This is a genomic window from Aureisphaera galaxeae, from assembly GCF_028561275.1.
Taxonomy (GTDB): domain Bacteria; phylum Bacteroidota; class Bacteroidia; order Flavobacteriales; family Flavobacteriaceae; genus Aureisphaera; species Aureisphaera galaxeae.
Genome location: NZ_JAQQTF010000002.1, coordinates 52,525 through 77,927 on the forward strand (window position 1 = coordinate 52,525; position 25,403 = coordinate 77,927).

Genomic DNA, 25,403 nt, shown 5'->3' on the forward strand with positions numbered 1-25,403 from the left:
TTAAAATGATACCGTGATTTACTTGTCAAAAGACTTAATTATAAATATTTGATTATCAGTATTTTATGATCTTGTCTAGAGTTTTGTCTATAAGCTATAATAGGTTTTTAGGGGCAGATTCTGGTGTTTTGACCCAACGAATTTACGAACCCCAAAATAATGACCCTATGAAATTCTATTACCCCAAACACCTTATTTTCTCCTTTCGGAAGAATGATCCACTACAGCATACGCGCATTTCATTGTTGCTAAGTCTGGTACTCGTCATTTTACTTTTAAACTCCTCAGTCCTACTGGGCAGAATGTCCTACTCACATATCGCATATACACCCTTACCTGTAGGCCTTATCTGCCCAGGCAATAGCACTATAAATAATGATCCTGGTCAATGTAATGCATTTGTCACGGTATCACCACCTATAGTAACCGAAGGTGGCGTGCCTGCCCCCGTCGTAGGACCGCTAACGACCTTTAATGTCAATGGTTCTAATCAATTGATAGACACCCCTACCTTACTCGAAGAACTTACCTATCACGTCGTAGATGTTTCCTTGGAAATTTTCTTTACAGGGGATTTTAGTGATTCGTCCGAGTGCTTTGACCTAACTGGCCCGGACGGATCACTTATATACTCAGTTTGCGATGTTGGGAATTCATGCATTGATGTAAATGATTCGGTCACGATTCCCGCAGCCACATGGAACGGTTGGTTAGATACTTTTGGAAGGGACCTCACCTTTACACTTTTGGGAGATCCAGATGTTGAGGGCGATGTCATCTGTATCGATAATCATTTTCAACTCACTCTGGTGTACCCGCTAACATATACGCTTACCAACGATTACAATGGGACCGATGACGCTTCGGATACCTATCCGGTGGGAACAACCACGGTAACTTGGACGGTGGTAGATTTTGACGGAACCACAGACACCTGCTCCATGGACGTCACGGTAGTAGATGCCGAAGCACCTGCTATAACCTGTCCAGATGATATTACGGTGGAGCAAGACGGAGGTATTTGTGGCGCTGTCGTTGACTACACACTGCCTATCGTAAGTGATAATTGTCTCTTGGGGGGAATACCCTCTACTTTCATACCCATGGGAGAATATAACGACAAGGCTTATTTTCTATCGGTTGGAACTGCCACTGCTCCAGATGCATTTACTGAGGCTGAGTCCTTGGGAGCCTATTTAGCTACCATTCCCGATGCAGCTACCAATAATTTTGTTCGCACCGCGGCCAATGATGCCGGATGGGGCGGAGCCATTCTAATTGGATATAATGATATAGCTGTAGAAGGTACTTTCGAATGGCACAGCGGAGCCCCTGTGACCTATGAAAATTGGATTCCCGGTCAACCTGATGCCACCTTCCCGTTGGAGGATTATGTGGTGATGCGCAACACAGAGCAATGGAACGATATTCCCGATGGTACCGGTAGAAGGTATGTGATCGAATTCGATCTTTCCCCAACGCAAACCGCTGGCCTTCCAAGTGGAAGTGTTTTCCCTATGGGGACCACCACCAATACCTTCGAGTATACAGATAATTCGGGAAACACCACTACCTGTAGTTTCGATGTTACCGTATTAGACACCGTTCCACCGGTATTGGACAGTTGCCCATCCGATGTGGTTGTGCCAACGGCAGCGGGAACTTGCGAAGCAATACTTAATGTTTCCTTACCCAATGCAACCGATACCTGTTCTGGAGTGACAGTGACATCCGATCCTTCTCCGGGAACCATACTTCCTTGGGGAACTCATATCATTACCGTAACAGCTACAGATGATGCCGGCAATACAGATACATGCTCGTTTAATTTTGTGGTTCAGGATAACGAGGCTCCCATCGTAACCTGCCCCGCTGATATTGTGGTAAATAATGATCCAGGAACTTGTGGAGCTGTGGTTACCTTCCCTAATGCCACGGCGGTAGACAATTGTACCCCTACACAAGTGCTTCAGATATTAGGTCCGCCGAGCGGAAGCGTATTTCCTGTAGGAACCACGATTGTTGGTTTTGAGGGATTCGATCTCTTCGGAAATAGTGACGTCTGCTTCTTTACGGTAACTGTAAATGATGTGGAAGCACCGGAGATTGCATGCCCAGGTACCATAGCTGCTAATTCCGAATTGGGAAGATGCGATGCAGAAGTAATGATTCCATCGCCTGTTGTTAGCGATCTTTGTGACTCCTCTTTTGTAGGCCCAATGACCGTATTCAATTTTGTTGGGGGCTCTTTAGCAGATACCCCTACGCTACTCAACGGGGTACGACCCGTAATTCCTGGATCAGGAAACGTAAGAATTGATATTCGATTTGCTGGAGATTTTGATGAGCCTAGTGAATGCTTTCTTTTAAGAAATCCTGCAGGTATTACGTACGCCACGGAATGTAATGAAATGGCATGTACAGAAGACAGTACAGTAGCTTTGGTGGGATCCACCACTTGGAACAATTTAATTACTACCTATGGCCCTGCACTTACATTTACGTTAGAGGCAGATTCGGATGTGGACCTGGCTTCTTGTTCAACAAACTATTTTCAGTTAGAGATAACCTATCCCGATGCTATTAACATAACAAATGACTTTAATGGAACGGATGATGCTTCAGACCGCTATCCGGTAGGGACCACAACGGTAAATTGGACAGCCGTAGATGCCTTTGGCAATAGTAGTACCTGTAGTATGGATGTTGTTGTAACGGACACCGAAGCTCCTGAAATTACCTGTTCTGATAACATAACTGCAGTAACAGATCCTGGCTTTTGCGAAGCCAATGTCTCTGTTTCCACGCCTAACATTTTGGGTATTTGCGATACGGGGACTGAGTTTACGGGTCCTCTTACCGATATGATTTTTGTAAGCAATGATTTGGTAGATACGCCTACAACTATTGCTGGGCTTCCCAGTACTACTGGGGATGTTACTATGGAGGTATATTTCGAAGGTGAGTTCGACTCTCCCGATGAGTGTTTCGTAATAAGCGGTCCGGACGGAATGGTTCTTTTTTCAGAATGCGCCCCAGAAACTTCGAGATGTGTCGGAACGTTTCGATCCTTCATTGTACAAATGGATACTTGGAACTCTTGGATAACAACGTTCGGTCCAGATTTAACCTTTACACTGGAAGGAGATGAGGATGTAGGTGAAATAAGTGATTGTTCAGATACTTTTCAATTAAAAGCATTTATTCCCGTGCTTGAAGCTATTAATGATTATACGGGTACAAATGATGCTTCTGGAGTATATCCAGTGGGGACAACGATAGTAACGTGGACGGTTGCAGATGCTGCAGGGAATGAAAGTTCCTGTACCATGGAGGTAACCGTTATAGATAACGAACCGCCCAATGTGGTATGTCAAGACATTGTTCTTTCGTTAGATGATTTGGGAAATGCTACCATAACCGCGGTTGACGTTTTAGGGGTCAATTCCGATAACTGCGGGGTAGCTTCTACTTCCCTTGATATCAATAATTTTGACTGTTCAAACATTGGCGACAACCAAGTCGAGGTAACTGTGACAGATGTCAGCGGAAACCAAACCACATGCACCGCAGTAGTCACGATTCAGGATACGACACCACCAGAGGTGCTATGCCAAGACATCACGGTTACTTTAGATGCGTCTGGACAAGCATCGATCACGCCAGCGGATATTGAAATATCATCTAGTGATAATTGTGGTATCGCTAGCAAGACCCTAGACATCGACACCTTCGATTGTTCCGACGTAGAACCCATAGAGGTAGCTCTTTTTGTTACAGATACCAGTGGAAATGAAGCGTTTTGTTTGGTTACAGTAAATGTAGTAGATGATACACCGCCTGTAGCCGTATGTCAGGATATTACGGTAACACTAGATGCTTCGGGACAAGCGAGTATTAGTCCTGCCGATATTGATGCAGGCTCATCGGATGTTTGTGGGATTGTTAACTACAACTTGGACATCGACACCTTCGATTGTTCCCATATTGGAGATAACATGGTAACATTGACTGTTGCTGACCAAAGCGGAAATATGACATCCTGTGTAGCAACAGTCACGGTAGAGGATACCAATGTACCTACGGTTTTATGTCAAGATATCACTGTGGAACTGGATACTTCGGGACAAGCCACTATTGTTCCATCAGATATTGATAATGGTTCTTCGGCAGTATGTGGCATTGAGTACGTTGAATTGGATATAAATATTTTCGATTGTTCAAATATTGGGGATAATACGGTAACTCTTACGGTTACCGATTTCAGCGGAAATCAAGCGACTTGTACTGCTACGGTTACTGTTCAAGATACGACTCCACCTACAGTAGAATGTCAAAACATAATAATTTCTTTAGATGATTCGGGAAGCGCCGCCATAACCGCAGTTGACGTTTTAGGGGTCAATTCGGATAACTGCGGGGTAGCTTCCTCATCTATTGATATCAGCACTTTCGACTGTTCAAACATCGGAGATAACAATGTCGTGTTAACCCTAACCGATGCAAGTGGGAACGAAGCTTCCTGTACGGCAGTCGTTACTGTGCAAGACACGACGCTACCCAATGTAGTCTGCCAAGATATCACGGTTTCACTCGATGCTTCCGGGCAAGTTACCATTAGTCCTACCGACATTGGTGCTGGTTCTAACGATAATTGCGGAATAGCGGAATCTTCAATTGATGTGGACACTTTCGATTGCAGCCATATCGGTGAAAATACGGTAATACTTACGGTAACCGATACCAATGGAAATACGGCAAGTTGTGAGGCCTTGGTAACCATTGTAGATGACACAGCTCCGGAATTGATTTGTATGGACATTAGTTTGTCATTGGATGAAAACGGGATGGCAAGCATCGTTCCTGAAGATGTAATTGCTTCGAACAGCGATGCCTGTGGCATATTTACTTCTGCCGTAGACATTTTCGAATTCGATTGTGAAGACATTGGTACTCCAGTAACCGTTCAAATATTTACCGAGGATATACACGGTAATATTGCTACTTGCTTTGCAACCGTGACGGTGGTGGATGACTTGGCTCCTGAGCTTACCTGTCCGGCTGATCAAACGGTCGATCCCGGACCGGGCAATCTTTTCTACGAAGTACCCGATTATTTTGCCATTGGGGAAGCTAGCGCTATCGACAATTGTACAGATCCCTTAACCATTACATCTCAAGATCCTGAGGCGGGAACCTTACTTCCGGACGGAAATTACACCATTACCCTATCGGCCGAAGATGCCTTTGGAAATGTGGCAACCTGTGAATTTACGCTTACGGTAGAATCGACCTTGGGACAAAATGATGTTGGGGTTCTAGCTGGCGTAGAAATCTACCCCAATCCTGCGAAAGATCATATCGTGATTGAAAATCCCTTAGACCTCGAATTGGAAACACTTACTGTATTCGACCTTTTGGGAAGACGCATTCAACTACATGACCTTTCTCAAATGAGCGGGCAAAGAATCCTGGACGTGTCCTTCATGGATAGTGCAGTGTACGTATTGGTCATCCAAGGAAAGAATGGAAAGCTGGTACAACAGCTTATTAAAGAATAACTAACCAAGAACAAAGTAACCTATCGATTATGAAAAATCTAATCCTGTTTTGCACTTTGTTGGTATACTGTTCCTGCGTTTGGGGACAGTATACCATAGATGATACCGACACTACTCCCTTCGAAGATATTGCTGCTACAGGCATTGCGCTAGAAGCACATGATGAGAGCGAAGACAACGTTGCATTGCCCTTTACCTTTCAGTTGGGAGATAGAAGTTCTACAGATATTCGCATTGGGAATAACGGAGGGCTCCTTTTCGACAGGACATTCGGAAACCTAACTTTCGAAAATAGAACCCTGTCGGGAATAAGTCCGAGAATCGTGGCATTTTGGGACGACTTAGACGATCCCGTTGGAGATGTTTACTATGAAATACGTGGAACGGAACCCAATAGAAGATGTATCATTCAATGGGATGAAATGCCACACTACGAATTGGATAATGGAGAAACAGTGACCTTTCAAATAGTGCTCTATGAAGGAAGCAATGAGATCGTTTTTGTATACGAAGACGTGTTCTTTTCAGATTCAGAATTCGATCAAGGTGCCTCTGCCACAATTGGTTTGGTAAGTGGGTATATACTTGCCGAATATTCACTGGATAGTCCTATGTTGAACGATGGAGATGCCATTCGGTTCATTCCCCATGTTGTAGTGGGCAATGTACCAGAAATTACCTGTCCCGTGGATATGACTGTAAATAACGATCCTGGAGAATGTGGGGCGATTGTGAATTTCCCAAACGCCACAGCGACCGATGTGGAAGACGGTACCGCCATGGTGACACAAATTCTCGGCCCGCCCAGCGGATCTTTTCTGGAGCAAGGAGAGGAAACGGTAGTGTTCCAAGCGACGGATTCCGATGGAAATGTCTCCTTCTGTGAATTCACTATTACTGTAAATGTTATTGATACCGAAGCTCCAGTGGCCGTATGTCAGGATGTAGTTTTTGAATTGAATGCTTCGGGAACCGTAGGGGTTTCTCCTTCCGATTTCGACGGAGGCTCCACGGACAATTGCGATATCACCGTTCGCGCTATCGATGCGGTTTTGTATACCTGTGAAGATTTGGGCGATAACATCGTCAATTTTACCGTGTATGATATTGATATGAACTCAGATTCCTGCACAGCCATTGCTACTGTGGTCGATAATTTAGCGCCAACAGTCATTTGTGCGGTAGACGATGCAGGAAGAATAATACAAACGGGCGATCCTTTAGGTCAGAGCATTCCTGAATCTGGATCAACAGGTCCCATGATTCCCTCCGTGGCGACGATTTCGGAAACGGGCATTATCGGAACGGATTATGAGTTGGCTACGGTAGAGCTGGACATAACACACAGCTGGACTGGCGACATAGAAATTACACTGATATCTCCTTCGGGAACCGAATTGGAATTGAGCGATGAAAATGGAGGATTTGGCGAAGATTATACTAATACTGTATTTAGGGATGGAGGAGCCGATATTACCCTAGCCGAAGCTCCCTTTACGGGGACTTTTGAACCCGAGGAGGGCACATTTTCTGAAACCTTCATGGGAGAACCTATAGAAGGGGATTGGGTACTAGACATTTACGACGATACCTCTGGGGATGACGGGATGCTTAACAGTTTCACTATTCGATTCGACTCCGTTACCCTGGGCGGAGGACCTGCCAGATTTTCCTTGGATGATTCAGGGAGTATCTTGATTACACCAGACATGATGGACGATGGCTCCTATGATAATTGTGGTGTTGTCGAAGTAGATGTAGCTCCAAATACCTTCGATTGTTCCCAAATAGGATTGCAAACGGTAACCTTAGCCGTTCTTGATGGAAGCGGAAACTCCAGTTCGTGTACCACCGAAGTTCTTATTGAAGATACCACACCTCCTGAATTGATATGTCAAGATATTACGGTTGTGTTGAATGATTCGGGAAGTGCAACCATAACCACAGACGATGTCATTCAGGAGGTAACCGATAATTGCGGAGTAGCTTCTTCGGAAATTGATACAGATACCTTCGATTGTTCTAATGTAGGAACCAACGATGTCACTGTCACTGCATTCGATAATTCTGGTAATAGCATCACCTGTATGGTAACGGTAACTGTGGTGGATGATATGGCACCGGATTTAGTTTGTTCGGATATCATCATTTTCTTGGATGAAAACGGGAATGCCACCCTGGTGCCCGAAGACGTGATAGCTTCGAATACGGATAATTGTGATGTTCAAGAAGTACAATTGGATAGTAATGAATTTGATTGCTCGGATATAGAAAACCCAGTTATGGTAACCGTTTCCAGTGAAGATTTGAATGGAAATATGAGCACTTGCTTAGTCGAGGTTACTGTAAAAGATATCATAGCTCCCGAATTGGTCTGCCCAGAAGATCAGATTGAAGTGATCGAAGCAGGAACCCTTTTCGAAGTGCCGGATTATTTTGCCTTAGGAGATGTGATGGCTACCGATAATTGTACAGACCCTATTACCGAAATTGAGCAAGATCCATCACCCGGAACACAATTATCACAGGGCACTTACACGGTTTCCATAGCTGTCACAGATGAATCGGGAAATGAAAGTACGTGTTCCTTCGAACTCGATGTACAGGAAACTTTAAACGTTTCATCTTATTCCGATTTGTCCAGTGTTCGTCTGTTCCCCATCCCCACCACAGATATTTTGAATATCGCCAATCCAGAGCAGCTTCCCTTAGAAAAGTTAACCTTCTATGACATTTTGGGAAGACCTATAAAGAGTTTTGATTTAGAAAATATGGGACAGCACAAATTACTGGATATCTCCCAACTGGGCGTGGCGACCTATATCGTAAAAATTGAAGGACAAGGAAAAGTAAAGGTGATTAACATAATCAAAAATTAAGTAAGGATTAGTGATTTGATTAGGTTGATCTTTGGAATGAAGATCAATTGTTAAACCGGGACTCCCAAGCCATGCTTGGGAGTTTTTTGATCTTATCAAGGGTGAAAAGACCCGTATTTCTCGTTGAATTGTTCGCTTTCAAGAATCAGGACAGTGTTGATTTTCCTTGCTATAGCAGGGATTCTACATTCGCATTAGATACCCATTTCTAAAAATTGACTCATGACCCCAAAAACAATTGTACAGCGATTTTGCTGTGCCCTATTCTTTATGTTCACTAGTACGGTGTGGTGCCAAGCACCGTTAGAATCCCTTTTGTATCAACTCGAACAATCGGAAAGCGATAAGGACCGACTCGCTACTTTGGATAGTGTGTCCGAAATTATGGCTCGTTCCCAACATGAGGACCGAAGCCAGTATCTCAATGAATGCATTCAATTGGCCAAAGCCATGGGCGATTATGATATGGCAGCCCTAAAGGCACGCTTCATCATTCAAGATTTGATCCATGCTGGCCGTTCGGACTCAGCGCTATATGTCATAGATAAGACATTTAAGGATTCCAGTTATTTCAAAAATGAGAAACCCAAGGGAATCCTATTCTCCAAAAAAGGCACCGCCTTATTTCACGCAGAAGATCTGGAAGGCGCGGTGAATGCCTTCGAACGAGCTGCCACGATACTAAAAGCTACAGGGGATTATCTGTTCGAAGCAGATTCCCGTTATTTTGCAGGACAGATTTATGCCGAAAAAGGCGATTTCGTCAATGCAGTAAAAAGATACAAGGAAGCCTATGAACTATACGAAGAAGGAGAGGATCAAACCTACGCCAATTATGTACGAACCAGCCTAGCGAACACTTACGATGCGAACAATTTTATTGAAAAAGCCAACGAAGAACGCTTAAAGGTAATCGAAGCGGCTTTGCCAAGGCGTGAATTCGAAACCGTGTCTGCCAATTACCTCTACATGTCCGATGCTTTTGAAGAAATAGGCGATTGGGACAATATGAACAGGTATCTGCAATTGGCACTTCAATACGGAGACAGTATAGCCTCTGCTCCCGCCAAACAATTGCTGCACCTTTTCGCTTATCAGAACCTGGCAGCCTATCACATTCAGAATAACAACTTGAAATCGGCAAGTATACAATTGCAAAAGGCAGATTCGGTGAACCAGGTGGCTATGGCCTCCAAAGTGTATGAAAACAATTTAATACTTACGAAGGTTCGCTTTTTCCTGAAGGCAGGGAGCCCTGATAAGGCTTGGTCCAACCTGAATGAAATGATTCAAGGAACGGAACAGCTCAGTTTGGATCGGAAAATGGAAGTAGAAGATCTACTGGCACAAATCCATGAAGCCAATGGAGACCATGCGCAGGCTTTTGTTCATTTGAAGAATTACCAACGATTAAAGGATTCCATAGAAAATACCATTAAGACCAATACGCTCTTGTTCTATCAATCCGAATTTGAGTCGGAGCACAAGGAAAATGAAATCTACCGTCAAAAAACGGCCATTACCTTACTGGAAAAAGAACAGGAAATCGCTTTAGGGAAACGTAGAACTTTGGTTTTGGTGCTCATCCTAGTTGTTTTGCTCTCGGTCATGGTGGCCTACTATATATGGTTGTTGGGAAGAAAGAAACGGAAAGCTATGGCAAAGGCTTTCGAAGAAAGAAAGCAGGAACTACAAGATTTTGCCCAAGAGTTGATCCGTAAGACCAAGGAACACGAAACCCTCTTACAGGAATTAAAACGCTCTAACATCACCATGGATGATGAACATGATGAAGAGCTAGATACGCTACAGGAACTTTCATCATCCCGAATACTTACCGAAGAAGATTGGGATACGTTCAAACAAAAATTCGTTCGGGTATACCCCCATTTCTTCGTAAAAATGAAAAAGAAGGGGTTGCAACTCACCAAATCTGAAGAACGATTATTGGCCTTAGAAAAACTGCAATTACAAACCAGTGAGATCGCCAATATGCTCGGAATTTCCCCCAATAGCGTACTCACAGCCCGCTACCGATTGAAGAAAAAAATAAACCTATCGAAAGAAGCTTCGTTGGTCGAATTTGTTGAATCGTAGGAATTTCCTGAAAAACTATAGACAAAACTATAGACAATGCTATATAACAGGTGTTTAGGGCGATGAAGGAGCTCGATCTATTCATACTTTGCACCACCAAATCTATCAAATCATGAAAAAAATACTACTCTCCCTGGCAATGGTATGGCTGTCCTATTCGGCCTTTGCCCAAATAACATTTACACCCACTATCCTCGATTCCGGAAACTCCGTAAGTGGTCCTACCGATATGGAACCACAAGACTGGGATGGCGATGGAGATATCGATTTAATGGTGACTACCTCCGGATGGTTTCCCATAGACGGAAGGGTAACCCTCTACGTGAACGATGGTTCCGGAAACTTTACCCTTACTGTTGTAGACGATGATGCGACCTATACCGAAGGCGCATTTAATGTTCATGCAGTAGACCTGGACGAAGATGGCGACTTAGATGCATTGGTAGCAGGGTTTCAGACAGATACATTTTTATGGTACGAAAATGATGGTGCCGCCAACTTTACACGCCATGTAGTAGATAACAATACAACGTATACCGAAGAAGCCATTGGCCTCAACGCGGGGGATTTAGATGGCGATGGTGATATTGATATTGCCGCAACGGCACAATGGGCAAATACATTGTTGGTGTATCTCAATGATGGAAGTGAAAACTTTACCCGTTCCGTAATTGCCCAAGGAGTTACACCACTTACTGAAACGATAAAAACTGTTCAGGTAATTGATCTGGATGAGGACGGAGATCTAGATCTCGTTACCACAGCCAGCGATGGGCATACGTTTGCTTGGTGGGAGAATGACGGAACCGCTTCTTTTACGTCTCACATCATCGCCCAAGGAATAGTGTCTTCCGACCCAGCTTTTGGTGCAGACGATGCATCTATAGAAGATATAGACGGCGATGGCGATTTGGATATCGCTGGTATAAGTTTTTTAAGTGATCATGTGCTATGGTTCGAAAATGATGGAAGCGAAAACTTTACGTTGCATGTTGTGGACAATGACCCAACAGACACCAATTCACCTACATTTGTTCAATTGTATGATCTGGATCAGGATGGCGATTTGGATATTTTAACGGCAATCTTGGGAGCAGATACTTTTGTGTGGTATGAGAACGATGGTTCGCAGAACTTTACCTATAGACTCATTTCAGATGATACTAGTCTTACGAATGGCGCTAGGTTCCTTATCCCTACGGACGTCGATGGCGATTGCAAGGATGAGTTAATTGCCGGAGCAGGCGTAGAAAGGGTATTTACACAATTTACCATAAATGGAATTCCAGGAGGATGTTGTCCGGATGCCAGCGAATATCGGGGAGGGAGTTGGGATCCGGCGCCTCCTACTATAGATACAAAGGTGACCATTACAGATGATTATGATACCAGTGTATTAGGCAGTTTTAATGCCTGTCAATTGGTAATAGGAGCAAGTGCTACGTTAACCGTGGGGGCAAATGATTATATCAATGTACAAGGCGATATAACCGTGGACGGAACCCTTTCGGTAGCCCATCAAGGAAGTGTGGTACAGATAGATGATGCCGCAGTGACTACCAACAACCGCTCCATCAACGTACACCTAACGACACCCAATTTAGCTTCTCGTGATTTTATGGTGTTGGGAAGTCCCATGACAGGGGAGACGCGCGAAAGCGTATGGAGCTCAGCCTTTTTGGTGCTCGAAGCGAATACAGCCAATTTCGTTCCCCATCCCGATGTGGAAGCCCTATTTCCAGGAGCTGAAAACTTTGCGGATGATAACAACGATTTCTGGTCCGAAGTGCGAACCGGTAGTATTAGCCCAGGAGAAGGTTATATCGTTCGCCCACAAGCAGGCTACGGACAACCGGGAGGGATTTTCAATTATACCTACGATGGAGGGACCCTAAATTCGGGGAATATCAATTTTACCGTCATACAAAACACACCCGGCCCGACACCGGCCGACAACAAAAATGCCAGTCCCAATATTTTGGCAAATCCCTATGCATCCGCTATCTCGGCAGACGATTTCATTGCGGCCAATAGTATGATAGATGAGGTTTATTTCTGGGAACACCTTACACCGCCTAACAGTTCACTTCCTGGAGCTGGAAGTATGAACTTTTCTATGGAAGATATCTCCCTGTATAATCTTTCTGGAGGGATGGCAGCCGCTTCGGATCCTTCGGGAACCGACACGCGCCCCAATGGTTTTATAGCGACTGCCCAAGGTTTTGGAATAAAAGCCAGTGCTGCGGGGACAGCTACTTTTACCAATGCCATGCGAAGAACGGATAACAACAACACTCTTCGTCTGCAAGAAGACAAGGAACGTGTTTGGTTTAGTTTGAGTAATTCAGAATTTGGAATGCAGAAACAAACCTTATTGGCATTTCATGAAAATGCAACCAAGGGAATGGATGCTGGCTTCGATAGTCGTAGGTTGGCAACGGTAGTTTCGCTCTTTACACACCTTCCTAATGGATCGGAAGCATTGGGCATCCAAACCCTAGGTTCGTTCAATTCCTCTGTAATAGTACCTATGGGCTTTTCTACTTTGATCGATATAGATACCGAATACAAGATCTCCATTGCCGATTTGGAAGGGACTCAGCTTTCCGCTTCAGAAATATATCTCGTAGATCACGAAACAGGCACTATTCACGATTTAAAAACCGATTCCTATAGCTTTTCAAGTGAAATGGGAACCTTCAACAATCGGTTTAGTATACATTTCAATAATGTGTTGAGTACCGAAGATGAACAATTAAGTAAGATCGCCATCTACCCTAATCCAACTTCAGGGAATATCCATATCATGTCTCCTAATAATAGTATCGAGCAAGTGGAGGTATATGATTTGGCTGGAAGGAAAGTGATGGAGCAACTAGAACCCGGAAAGAACTATTTACAAATAGACCTATCTGGGTTCCCTTCTGGGGTGTACATGATAGGAATTAAGAATCACTCGGGCAGCATTTACAAACGCATTGTTAAACACTAGAGACGATGAGAGTGTATTTGCAAATAACCCTTCTGGTGATTCTGGGGTGGATTATTAGCTTCTTCTTTCAAAACAAAAAAGGCGAATCCGAAATAAAGGATTCGCCTTATTGAGGAGAATAGCGCTCCTATTTAGAAAGCAGCGCTTCAATTTGTTCCGCCAAACGATCTGCGTTAAACGAAACAGGGCCAAAGCCCGGATTGTATACTACCTTACCTTCTTCATCTAAAAGATAGATACGGGTTGGTTTGGCAGCATAGAGTTCACCCACATGATTATCCATGGCATCGACGTAAACAGGAATTTCATTTTTGAAGAGGTCCTTGGCATAAGAAGACGCTACCTTTTCACGCTCTTCCATAGTTAAAGGTTCATCGCGTTGCATCAAAGCTAGGGTGCCACTGGAACGAAAGACAGCTTGTTGGGTTTTACTTTCGCCCAGCCACCACTTATCGATGGGGTGTGCTTCCTGAAGATAGACGGGCACAAATTCCACCTGGCCCTTATATGTTTTGTAGAGATCGTAAATACGAACGGTCCCATCTGAATGGGGAGGACAGGTCTGGCTTCCGAAGATCAAGGCCACGGGCTTCTTATTTCTTAATTCTGAAAGGCGAAGCGTATCCTGTTTATCTGTGCTGACCAATTCGAAATCGGGCGCCATTTCTCCCATTTTGGGAGCTCGCTTATCATGAATGTCTTGCCATACGCGCTCATACGTTCTCCAATCCCATGCTTTAAAACAGATTCGCGTAGATAGTTGAGCAGGGTCCTGCCCTTCCCAAATCATAAAGGACATACAAAGGATAATTAACAAGGGAATGCCTATTCGTCCTAAAATGGTTCTTTTTCTAGAGGGGGTTTTAATTACAAACCAAAGGATGAATAGCCCCAACATTCCTATGGCCGAAAAAACAAAGTGCCATCCCAATAGTGTAGGGGTGATGACGAAAAAGGCCAGAATCAAGAAGGTCAATCCCAAAGGTTGTGCGTATTTCATAAAAGGATTTTCATCGGTGAGTTGTGAAGGCATTTTTCGGGAACGGCTTTTAAAGAGGTACCGTTTGCTTGCCTGAAAACCGTACAGGGCAACGAGAAATTGAAACACAGCGATGAAAAAATGAATCGCATAAGGGGTTAGACTGGAATGCAAGGCACCAGGGTCTACGAGGAATTCATATTCGGGATTCATTGGAGTAGTTATTAAAATTCGATAGAACGAATTTAACTACCTATTCCCAAGGGATTTCCGTAGGCTTGTTCTAATTCTTGAAAGAGGACATTTTAAGCGCTATAGCCCTATTTTGCAAGTACTTTGAACTTTCCTTTGCTCTTTCGAATACGAACGGCAACCACTTTGTATTCTGGGCACATGGCTTCCGAATCGTGAATATCTCCCGTAAGGTTATTGATCATAATCTCTGGGAAATGGAAGGTCGTACTCAAGATTCCTTTCTTCACCTCATCGGTAATTCTTGCCTTAACATCCACTTTTCCACGTGGTGATTCCAAACACACATAGTCCCCTTCATTGATGAGGTGTTCCTGTGCATCTTCAGGATTGATCATAAGATAATCGTCTGACAAGATCTGTTCGTTGGCTGTTCTTCGCGTCATGGCACCACAGTTGTAATGCTCTAACTCTCGATTTGTGGTAAGGATATACGGATATTCCTTTCCATGAGAAGTAAGCTCTTGGGTTTCTTCCCAGGCATGGAATTCGAAGTATCCTTTTCCGCGCTTAAATTCAGTTTTATGTAGAATTTGAGTATCGGTTCCGTCTTCGGCCACAGGCCATTGCAGTCCATTTTGCCCCAATCGATCCCAGCGAATACCCGCAAAGAAAGGAACGATTTGGGAAATTTCTTCCAACATGCCATCGGGCGTATAGTCCGGTTGGGCATAGCCCATACGGTTCATCATATCTACAATGATTTGTCCGTCTGGTTTACTGCCTTCTACGGGCTCAACCACTTGACGTACCGCTTGTACACGACGTTCCCCATTGGTAAAAGTTCCACTCTTTTCTAAGAAAGAAGCTCCTGGTAGAATGACATCGGCATATTTGGCTGTTTCGGTCATAAATAGCTCTTGAACGATCACCAAGTCAGTCGCTTGTAATGCTTTGATTACTTTCTGGGTATTCGGATCGGTCTGTACTACATCTTCCCCAATAATCCAGATGGCTTTCAAATTGCCTTGTAAAGCTGCATCGAACATTTCAGGGATTTTGTATCCAATATGTTTGGGTACTGTTACTCCGTAAAACTCATTGTATCGTTTGTTGACATTTTCGTTGGTTACATCCAAATAACCTGCTCCTTGATGCGGTTGCACACCCATATCGGCACTACCTTGTACATTGTTCTGTCCGCGTAACGGATTCACTCCAACACCTTTTCGTCCAATATTTCCAGTTAATAATGCCAAATCCGCAATTTGCATCACGGTAAAGGTTCCTTGCGAATGCTCCGTAACTCCAAGACCGTGGAATGACATAGCATTAGGCGCAGTGGCATAGGCGATGGCCGCAGCTTTCACCTGCTCTCTAGGCACTCCAGAAATGGACTCAAGGTGATCAAGGTCTATGTTCAATAATTCATTTTCGAAGGCTTCGTACCCTTCGGTTCTTCCTTCAATAAAGCTCTTGTCTACCAAACCTTCAGTAATGATATAGTACATCATCATATTCAGTACGGCCACATTGGTTCCAGGACGTAAAGCAAGATGATGGGTAGCGTATCTGGCCAATTCGGTACGTCTCGGATCGATCACAATAGAAACGTTATCAGATTTCATGGCAAACTGCTTCAATTTGGCTCCCGTTACCGGGTGGGCATCCGTAGGATTGGCCCCAATAACCATGATACAGTTTGTATGTTGTAAGTCTTCTATAGAATTGGTCGCTGCTCCGGTACCAAAGGTGCGTTGCATTCCCAAAGCGGTGGGCGAATGGCATACACGGGCACAACCGTCAATATTGTTGGTTTGTACCACGGCACGGAAGAACTTTTGCATTAGATAGTTCTCCTCATTGGTACAACGGGAAGATGAAATTCCGGCTAAAGAATCCGGCCCAAATTCATCCTTGTATTCTGTGAACTTTGAAGCAATATAATCGTACACTTCGTCCCAACTTACTTTTTCGAATTCCCCATTTCGCTTAATCATAGGCGAATCCAATCGCTCGGGATGATCGTAGAATTTGAAGGCAAATCGACCCTTCAAACAGGTGTGTCCCTGATTTACTTCGGCATCGTAAGGAGCCGTAATACTTAGGATTTCACCACTACTGGTAGCCACATCCAGATTACATCCCACACCACAATACGTACAAATGGTACGTGTAGTTTCGGTAGCTTGAATGGCCTTCGACTGGAATACATCCGAAATCGCTGAGGTAGGACAGGCTTGCGAACAGGCTCCACAACTTACACAGTCGGATTCCATAAAGGTTTGATCGATTCCCTTGATAATATGCGAATCGAATCCGCGACCGGCCATGCTTAGCACAAACTCTCCTTGTACTTCATCACAGGCGCGAACACAGCGGTAGCAATTGATACATTTAGAAAAGTCCGAGGTCATATACGGATGGCTCAGGTCTTTTTCCTTGTCCAAATGATTGTCACCTTCAGGATAGCGCACATCTCGTATTCCCACTTGCGCGGCTACGGTTTGTAGCTCACAGTTTCCGTTTACTTCACAGGTAAGACAATCTAAAGGGTGATCGGTCAAGACCAATTCAATGATATTCTTTCTCAGGGCTTTTACGGAAGTAGTACTTGTGTAAATGTATTGTCCTTCGGCCACTGGAGTATGGCAAGAAGCCAAGGTTTTTACTGGGCCATCTTCAGATAAAGCAACTTCTACACTACACACCCTACACGATCCGAACGGATCCAAATTGGGAGCGTCGCAAAGGGTAGGAACTAAGTTCTTTTCCTTGTAACGCCGAATAAACGAAAGGATGGTTTCCCCTTCAACAATCTCGAATGCCTGATGATCTATATATGCCGTTTTCATAATTGTAGGATTTAGTTGAAGTATGCCTTTAATTCATCTTCAAAATAATGGAGCGCATTTTTTATGGGTAAAGGAATTCCCCCTCCATGTGCGCAAAGGGATCCTTGTTCTAAGGTCGTGAGCAGGTCGTTAAATAACTTTCGGTCTATTTTATAATCGGAAGTAAGGGCTTTGGTCGAAAGTTCCTGTCCTCTTTTGGTTCCCAATCTACAAGGGAAGCACTTTCCACAGCTTTCATAGGCAGCAAAATCAAAAAGATGTTCTATGAACTTCATCATTGGGAAGTCTTCGGGTACGCTCACAACAGAAGCATGCCCCAATAAGAATCCTCCGTTAGCGAACGATTCGAAATCGACCGTAAGATCACCAATTTTTGAAACAGGCACCAAACCTCCTAAAGGCCCACCGATTTGAAGTGCCTTTACAGGTGATTTAAATCCGCCTCCTAAGTCATTTACTACGGTTGAAAGGGGTGTTCCCATTTCAACTTCGTACATGCCGGGACGATTAAAGAAGCTATCCAAACATACCAATTTCGTTCCTGAAGAACGTTCCGTACCGATAGCTTTCCAAGCGGCTCCGCCGTTTTTCATGATATAATGAACGGCAGCCAATGTTTCCACATTGTTTACCACCGTAGGTTTGTTAAACAATCCTTTCTGTGCTGGATAGGGTGGACGTACCCTCACTTCGGGGCGTTGTCCTTCTATAGAGGAAATCAAAGCCGTTTCCTCTCCACAAATGTAGGAACCTTGAGCTTGTATGATTTTAAAATCGAAATCGAAGCCACTGCCATTGATATTCTTTCCAATGAGGCCTTGATCGCGCAGTTCGTTCACTGCATCTTGAACAATTTGCACTGCTTCAGGATACTCCGCTCGGATGTATAGAATTCCATAACTAGCATGGGTGACATATCCCGAGATCAACATTCCGAACAAGACAGAATGAGGTCGTTCTTCCAATAGGTAACGATCGGAATAGGCTCCCGGATCTCCTTCGTCTGCATTACAGATGATGAATTTAGTAGGGTTTTCCACGTTTCGGCAGAATTCCAACTTCAATCCCATGGGGAAACCTGCTCCTCCACGTCCACGGACGTTCGAGGTCTTTATTTCTTCCAACACCTGAGCAGAGTCCTTTTTCAGGGCATCCAAGAAGGGTTGGTAGTAGTCCGATACTGTGGTAAAGGGAGCCGTTAAAATGGCTTTTCCACTAGCAGCTACCTGATACGTGTCTTGATTTAAGTTTTCCTCATCGCCAACGATATCACCCAGCTTATCAATGGCATCTCCAGAATAGTTTTTCCCTTGATAGAAAAAGGCACTGTTCTCATGGCATCTTCCCAAACAGGTCATATGACCAATTTCTTCTTCCTTGAAGTGTGATTTAAGGGACTCGTTTACGTTGTCCTGTGTTCCTGCACACAAGCAGGCAGTACCATTACAAACATATACTTTCTTGCCCTGGTTTTCGGGTTTTAGGAAATCGTAGAAAGTGGTGGTGCCATAGACGTTGGCTTTTCCGACAAGGAATTCATCTGCCAATAAGGCCAATTCCTCCTCATTGGGAGCACCACTGGGCTTGGCCAATATTCCCATCTTGTCGAAGAGATTTTCATCCAGTCCTTTTCTACCTAATAATTCACTTAAATTATCTGACATATTTTTTAGCTCGCTTTATTATCGAGGTTTTTTAGTTGTTTTTTGATTTGGGCACGGTGCGCATTCGAGTAACAGGTCGCTCTGTCTTCTCTGCAAAATCCGAAGATAGTAATTCCTAATTCCTTGGCGTAATCTACCGCCAAAGATGAAGGTGCTGAAACTGCTGCCAAAAAAGGCATTTTCCCTTTAAAACATTTCACTACGATTTCATAGGAAATGCGTCCACTCACCGTAAGGATTTTGGCTTTACCAAGTTGTCCCGTTAAAATGAGCTTTCCAATAACCTTATCTACGGCATTGTGGCGTCCGATATCTTCCATGGCGCATAGCATTTCGCCTTCTAAAGTAAAGGCTGCTGCGGCATGGGTTCCACCCGATTGTTTAAAATCATACTGTTGGGTGTTCATTTTTTCGAACACTACCGGGATGATTCCCATATCGATTTTATCCGCATCGTCCATCACGCTTCCCATGAACGACAAATCGCCCAATTCAGTCTTTCCGCAAATACCGCAGGAAGAAACTGAGAGCAAACTTCTGCTGGTGGAATAACCTTCGCCCAATTCTTCTTCGGGAACGGTGACATTTACAATGGTGACTATCCCATCCTCATTTTCTTTCTTAAGGACAATGTCCGGTATGAAATCTTTGTTTTTTAGAATGTTTTCCGAATGCAATAGGCCGCGAATAAGACTAATATCGTCCCCAGGTGTCCGCATGGAAACCGTAAAAGGGGATTCGTTGATATTTATCTGCAAGGCTTCTTCAATATTCAGGGAATCGACGATGTTTTTCGCATCGGATCCCTCAAATTTTCTGCCTTGATACTTTCTCGTAGCCATTTTGCGATCTATTGATAAAGAGCGATTTACACAAATTTAGTGGAAAAATCGCTTCAAAGCTGTTAAAACAGGCCTGTGATGTTGCCTTCGTTGTCTATACTGATGTTTTCTGAAGCTGGATGCGCGGGAAGTCCTGGCATTCGCATCATATTTCCAGAAATGGGTACCAAAAAGCCAGCACCTGCCGCGATTTCGATCTCGCGTATGGTGATGGTGAAGCCTTTGGGTCGACCAATCAACTTAGGATTGTCCGAAAGTGACTTCTGGGTCTTGGCAACACAAACGGGAAGTTTTTCCAATCCTAAATCGGCGATGGTTCTCAAGTTCTTTTTCGCCAAAGCAGAATATTCTACGCCATCGGCACCGTATATTTTCTTGGCAATGGCTTCAATTTTGTCGGTAACAGACATGTCCCACATATACGTTGGGGTAAATTTCTTATCGCAGGCTTCTACCACTTCTACCACGTGCTGGGCCAATTCTAAAGCTCCCTTTCCTCCTTTGGCCCACACTTCGGCCAAGGCCACTCGAACGCCCTTGTTTTGGGCAAACTCCTGAATCAATGCGATTTCATCATCGCTGTCGGATACAAAACGGTTGATGGAAATGATGGGTTCAATACCGAAGCCTTGTACATTTTCTAGATGCTTTTCCAAATTGGGAAGTCCATTTCTCAAGGCTTCCACATTAGGCGTGGTTAATTCTTTTAAGTCAGCTCCACCGTGGTATTTCAATGCACGGATGGTGGTGGTAATTACTACAGCTTTTGGTGATAAACCAGCACTTTGGCATTTAATATCCAAGAATTTTTCAGCTCCCAGATCCGCCCCAAAACCAGCTTCGGTCACCGTATAATCGGATAGGGACATTCCCATTCGGGTAGCAATCACTGAGTTGGTTCCCTGAGCGATATTAGCGAAGGGTCCTCCATGAATAATGGCCGGATTTCCTTCAATAGTCTGTACCAAATTTGGCTTTACCGCTTCCTTCAACAAGGCTGCCATAGCACCTTCTACTTTTAGATCACGAGCGTACACCGGCTCTTTGCCAAAGGTGTAGCCGATGAAGATACTTCCGAGGCGTTTCTTTAGATCTTCCATATCATCTGCCAAACACAGTATGGCCATGATTTCTGAAGCTGCCGTAATATCGAATCCAGTTTCGCGCGGAACTCCCGAAGTCGTTCCTCCCAATCCAACGATGATGTTCCGCAGCGCTCGATCGTTCATATCCATAACTCGTTTCCAAGTCACGGTACGGGCATCGATCCCCAACGAATTAGTTTTACTTTGTATGTTGTTGTCTATGACTGCCGAAAGCAGGTTATGGGCCTTTTCAATGGCCGAGAAATCCCCCGTAAAATGAAGGTTGATGTCCTCCATGGGAAGTACTTGAGAATACCCTCCTCCGGTAGCTCCTCCTTTGATCCCAAAAACAGGACCCAAAGACGGTTCACGAAGTACCACCGTGGTTTGTTTGCCTAACTGATTCAATCCTTCAGAAAGACCGATGGACATGGTCGTTTTCCCTTCACCCGCTGGCGTTGGGGAAATGGCCGTAACGAGCACAAGATTGCTCTGCTGCACCTTGTCCATATCTATGATGGAATGGGGGAGTTTGGCTTTGTATTTTCCGTAGAGTTCTAAATCATTGGGATCCAGTCCCAATTTTTCTGCAATGGAGTTGATGTGTTTTAATTCAACTTCTTTGGCAATATCTTGGTCAGTCATATCGATAACGTTTTCGACCTATAATATTAGCCATATTATTTTGAATTTTAGCCGTAAGTAACAATGATTTAACCTCCGATGGCAATCATACTCCTGTTTTTCCCGTGCAAATCGGGATTTTGAAGCTTCTCCAAAGTGTCCATTCCACCTCTCATTTTAAGCTTGGCTTGCACTGCTTTTTGAATGACGGGTTCGATAGATTTTCCTTCCCGAAGCGGTGTCAATAAATCGGATTCGGAAGAGGAGAAAAGGCAATTCTTTAAGTGTCCGTTGGCGGTGAGCCTCAATCGGTTACAAGTATCGCAAAAGGGATTGGTTACAGAACTGATAACAGCGAAAGAGCCTTTATATCCTTCAATTTTATAGTTCTTGGAAGTGTCGTTGGGTGCGTCTTGCAATCGGATGATTTGGTCTTCTTCAAAGTGAGAATGAACCTTATCCATTACCTCTTGATAAGAAACAGTTTTTTCTAGGTTCCATTTGTTTCCGTCGAAAGGCATAAATTCGATAAAACGCATGGCAACGGGGTGATTTTTGGTGAAATTGATGAAATCGACAATCTCATTATCGTTAAAATCCTTCATGAGGACTGCATTAATTTTCACACGGAAGCCTTCCTTAACAAGCAGAAGAATGTTGTTGAAGGTTCTTTCAAAATAATCCCGACGGGTAATCTGTTTGAATTTTTCAGCATTCAAAGAATCCAAACTCACATTGATGTTTTCGATGCCACATTTTTTGAAGGTATCGACAAATCGATCCACAGAAACTGCGTTTGTGGTAATGGCCAATTCCACCGGAAGGGAGGCCAATTTTTCAAGAATAATAGGAGCATCTTTCCGCACTAAAGGCTCGCCACCGGTAAGACGAATTTTGGTGACTCCATGATCCACAAATAATTTGGCAATAGTGTACACTTCCTCATAGGTCATGAGGTGTGATTTTGGGGAAAGCGCAATACCTTCTGCAGGCATACAATAGGTACAGCGTAAATTGCATCGCTCCGTTAGGGAAATACGCAAATAGGTATGTTCCCTGCCAAACGTATCGGTCAATATGTTATTATGCTCGTTCATTAATCGTGTCTCGCTCCTTTAAATATTCTAAATAGGTGCAGCAATGGCGGAAATACGGCGTCCATGGATTCCTTGGCACCATTGGTAGAACCCGGTAATGCCAATAAAAGGCTATTACCATAAGCTCCCGCTACGCTTCGTGAAAGCATGGAGAAAGGCGTTCTGTCCTGTCCGTAGGATCGGATAGCTTCCTCTATTCCAGGGATACGTCGATCTACCAAGGGCAACAAAGCCTCGGGAGTGACATCCCGTGACGAAAGCCCTGTACCTCCCGTATAAATGATGAGGTCTACGCCCTGTTCTTTGTAATGTGTTGCTTTCTGCTGAATGACATCCTTCTCGTCTGGAATGATGATATAATCTGCAATAGCCACATCGCAAGCCTCTAACTTTTCCATAATCGCTTTTCCGGCTTTGTCTTCTTTTTGTCCAGCCGAAATGGTGTCCGAACACACAATCACCGCAGCTGTAATGTCTTTTCTAAAACGATCCCTAAAATCCGATTTCCCACCTTTCTTTTTCAGGAGTTTTATTTCATGAATCTCTACGCCTTTATCAATCGGTTTCAGCATGTCGTACATATTCAATGCGACCACACTGGCACCATGCATGGCCTCCACTTCAACACCTGTTTTGTAGATGGTTTTTATGGTACACAACACTTGGATTTCCAGCCCATCAATTTCGTATTCGATGCCTGTATACTCAATGGGCAACGGATGGCAATCGGGCAACAGATCTGGAGTTTTCTTTACTCCCAATAGTCCGGCCGCTTTGCTCATGGCAAACACATCTCCTTTGGGAACCGTTCCGTTTTTTATCGCTTCAATCGTTTCCGCAGCACTTACTTTGACAATAGCCTGTGCCGTCGCGATTCGCAGGGTGTTTGTTTTGTGTGTTATATCGACCATTTGTAATGGAATATGTTCTATTTATTGTTTTCTTTTTTCAATACTTCTTTCATAAAAACTTCCTTTCATCACTCATCACTCATCACTCATCACTCATCACTCAACATCATGAATTAACTTTCCACTGATGCGTGGCATCTTCAAAAACTTCCTTTCCGAAGATGGGCACTTTTGTTTTTACCTCTTCTACCAAATATTCGATGGCTTTGAACACTTCTTTTCTTCTTGGAGAAGAGACGAAGATGAACATACAGATTTCTCCTGTTTTCACTTCACCCAAACTGTGGTAGATGTGCATGCAGGTTAAATTGAATTTTTCGAAAGTGGCTTCTCTAATTTCATGAAACTTCTCATTGGCCATGTCTTCGTAGGCTGTATACTGAATGGCCTTTACCGTTTTGCCATCGATTTCATCGGCCCGTACTTGTCCTAAAAAAATATTGTGGGCGCCAATGGAAGTTTTGGACTGATGTTTGGCAATGGAATTGCCTATGAATTCAGACGAAATGGGTCCTTCCTGAAATACATTTTTAGGTTTACGCTCTTTCATGTTCTTTATTTTTTTGATGTGTTATAAGGGCCTGCACCCCGTCTTTTAGACTATAAGCATGCGATATCCCATGCTGTTGTAATAATGTTGCTGCCTTTAGACTCCGAATACCCGAAGCACAAAACAGAATTTTGGTACCGTTAGCATCGATTTCGTTCAATCGGCTTTCAAGGATACTCATGGGGAGTTGAATGGCACCATCGAGATCAACTTTTGGCTCCTCATGCATCTCTCTTACATCTATAAACTGTATATTGCGATATGACGATATATCTTTAATATCCACTTCGAATGTTGATGTTTCACAAAGGTTTTTCATTTCCTTTTTTTGGAAAGCATCCCGTTGCGAAAGTACTTTTTCAAACTGCGATTCCGATCGATTGATGGAAATGGTAGTAGTTTGGGCTGTAAGGGCATTATACAATAGTAAACTACCACTTATTACCGACCCCAATCCGAGGATGATTTTCAACACTTCGTTGGCTTGCATGCTTCCTATGATACCTGGAAGTACACCCAAAACTCCAATATCGGAACAGTTGGGAACCGACCCATCTTTGGGAGGTTCTGGAAACAGGCATCGGTAACTAGGACCGTTGTTGTAATTGAAAACAGCAACCTGTCCCTCAAACTTAAAAATCGCTCCATAGACCAATGGTTTTTCGGTCAGAATGCAAGCGTCATTCACCAAATAGCGCGTTGGGAAATTATCAGATCCATCGACAACGATATCGTATTGACGGAACAGATTCAACGCATTTTGATAGGTGAGTTGGTAAGGATAGGTTTCAATTTGAATCGTATTGTTGAGGTCCAACAAGTGTTCCTTTGCAGCCAAGGCTTTGTTCTTCCCCACATCGGAAGTGCCGAATAATACTTGACGCTGCAGATTGGAGATTTCGACCACATCGAAATCCACAATTCCAATAGTTCCAATTCCGGCAGCCGCTAAGTATTGTAAAACAGGACACCCTAAACCTCCAGCACCAATGACCAGCACTTTGGCTTTGGCAAGCTTTTCTTGACCTTTTGGGCCAATTTCGGGCATGATGATATGTCTGTTATACCTACTCAT

At 43.8% G+C, this 25,403-nt stretch carries 13 protein-coding genes; 4 read left to right on the forward strand and 9 right to left on the reverse strand.

The window, feature by feature from the left end:
• Positions 1 to 167: 167 nt before the first annotated feature.
• The 4 genes from POV27_RS00235 (at position 168) to POV27_RS00250 (ending at position 13,529) form a co-directional block, all read left to right on the forward strand.
• Positions 168 to 5,561, forward strand: coding sequence for an HYR domain-containing protein (locus POV27_RS00235; protein ID WP_272860710.1), 5,394 nt, complete (start codon positions 168 to 170; stop codon positions 5,559 to 5,561).
• Between the two features lie 29 nt (positions 5,562 to 5,590).
• The gene (locus POV27_RS00240; protein ID WP_272860711.1) at positions 5,591 to 8,440 is read left to right on the forward strand and encodes an HYR domain-containing protein; all 2,850 of its coding nucleotides are present in this window, start codon (positions 5,591 to 5,593) and stop codon (positions 8,438 to 8,440) included.
• A 222-nt stretch (positions 8,441 to 8,662) separates the two neighbouring features.
• Complete coding sequence (locus POV27_RS00245; RefSeq protein WP_272860712.1) at positions 8,663 to 10,537, forward strand: transcriptional regulator; 1,875 nt, start codon at positions 8,663 to 8,665, stop codon at positions 10,535 to 10,537.
• Positions 10,538 to 10,649: 112 nt separating this feature from the next.
• Positions 10,650 to 13,529 (forward strand): T9SS type A sorting domain-containing protein, encoded by a 2,880-nt coding sequence (locus POV27_RS00250; protein ID WP_272860713.1) that lies wholly within the window; start codon positions 10,650 to 10,652, stop codon positions 13,527 to 13,529.
• Positions 13,530 to 13,656: 127 nt separating this feature from the next.
• Here POV27_RS00250 and POV27_RS00255 read toward each other — a convergent pair whose 3' ends face one another.
• The 9 genes from POV27_RS00255 to moeB all read right to left on the reverse strand — a co-directional run bounded on the left by POV27_RS00255 (position 13,657) and on the right by moeB (position 25,403).
• On the reverse strand, positions 13,657 to 14,721 hold the full coding sequence (locus tag POV27_RS00255) for a deiodinase-like protein (protein WP_272860714.1): 1,065 nt from the start codon (positions 14,719 to 14,721) through the stop codon (positions 13,657 to 13,659).
• A gap of 107 nt (positions 14,722 to 14,828) precedes the next feature.
• On the reverse strand, positions 14,829 to 17,555 hold the full coding sequence (gene fdhF / locus POV27_RS00260) for a formate dehydrogenase subunit alpha (RefSeq protein WP_272860715.1): 2,727 nt from the start codon (positions 17,553 to 17,555) through the stop codon (positions 14,829 to 14,831).
• Positions 17,556 to 17,566: 11 nt separating this feature from the next.
• A complete protein-coding gene (locus tag POV27_RS00265; RefSeq protein ID WP_272860716.1) occupies positions 17,567 to 19,219 on the reverse strand; it encodes an NADH-ubiquinone oxidoreductase-F iron-sulfur binding region domain-containing protein in 1,653 nt (550 codons plus the stop codon).
• A 5-nt stretch (positions 19,220 to 19,224) separates the two neighbouring features.
• On the reverse strand, positions 19,225 to 20,061 hold the full coding sequence (gene fdhD / locus POV27_RS00270) for a formate dehydrogenase accessory sulfurtransferase FdhD (protein ID WP_272860717.1): 837 nt from the start codon (positions 20,059 to 20,061) through the stop codon (positions 19,225 to 19,227).
• Positions 20,062 to 20,123: 62 nt separating this feature from the next.
• Positions 20,124 to 21,791: a formate--tetrahydrofolate ligase gene (locus POV27_RS00275; RefSeq protein WP_272860718.1), complete on the reverse strand. Its 1,668-nt coding sequence runs from the start codon at positions 21,789 to 21,791 to the stop codon at positions 20,124 to 20,126.
• 68 nt (positions 21,792 to 21,859) lie between these two features.
• On the reverse strand, positions 21,860 to 22,867 hold the full coding sequence (gene moaA / locus POV27_RS00280; protein WP_272860719.1) for a GTP 3',8-cyclase MoaA: 1,008 nt from the start codon (positions 22,865 to 22,867) through the stop codon (positions 21,860 to 21,862).
• On the reverse strand, positions 22,867 to 23,778 hold the full coding sequence (gene moaCB / locus POV27_RS00285; RefSeq protein WP_272860720.1) for a bifunctional molybdenum cofactor biosynthesis protein MoaC/MoaB: 912 nt from the start codon (positions 23,776 to 23,778) through the stop codon (positions 22,867 to 22,869). Before moaCB ends, moaA begins: the two co-directional genes overlap by 1 nt.
• A gap of 106 nt (positions 23,779 to 23,884) precedes the next feature.
• Positions 23,885 to 24,328 carry a molybdenum cofactor biosynthesis protein MoaE gene (locus tag POV27_RS00290; RefSeq protein ID WP_272860721.1) on the reverse strand — a complete coding sequence of 148 codons (444 nt, stop codon included), beginning with the start codon at positions 24,326 to 24,328 and terminating at the stop codon, positions 23,885 to 23,887.
• Complete coding sequence (gene moeB, locus POV27_RS00295; protein ID WP_272860722.1) at positions 24,315 to 25,403, reverse strand: HesA/MoeB/ThiF family protein; 1,089 nt, start codon at positions 25,401 to 25,403, stop codon at positions 24,315 to 24,317. The genes POV27_RS00290 and moeB overlap by 14 nt, the downstream gene beginning before the upstream one ends.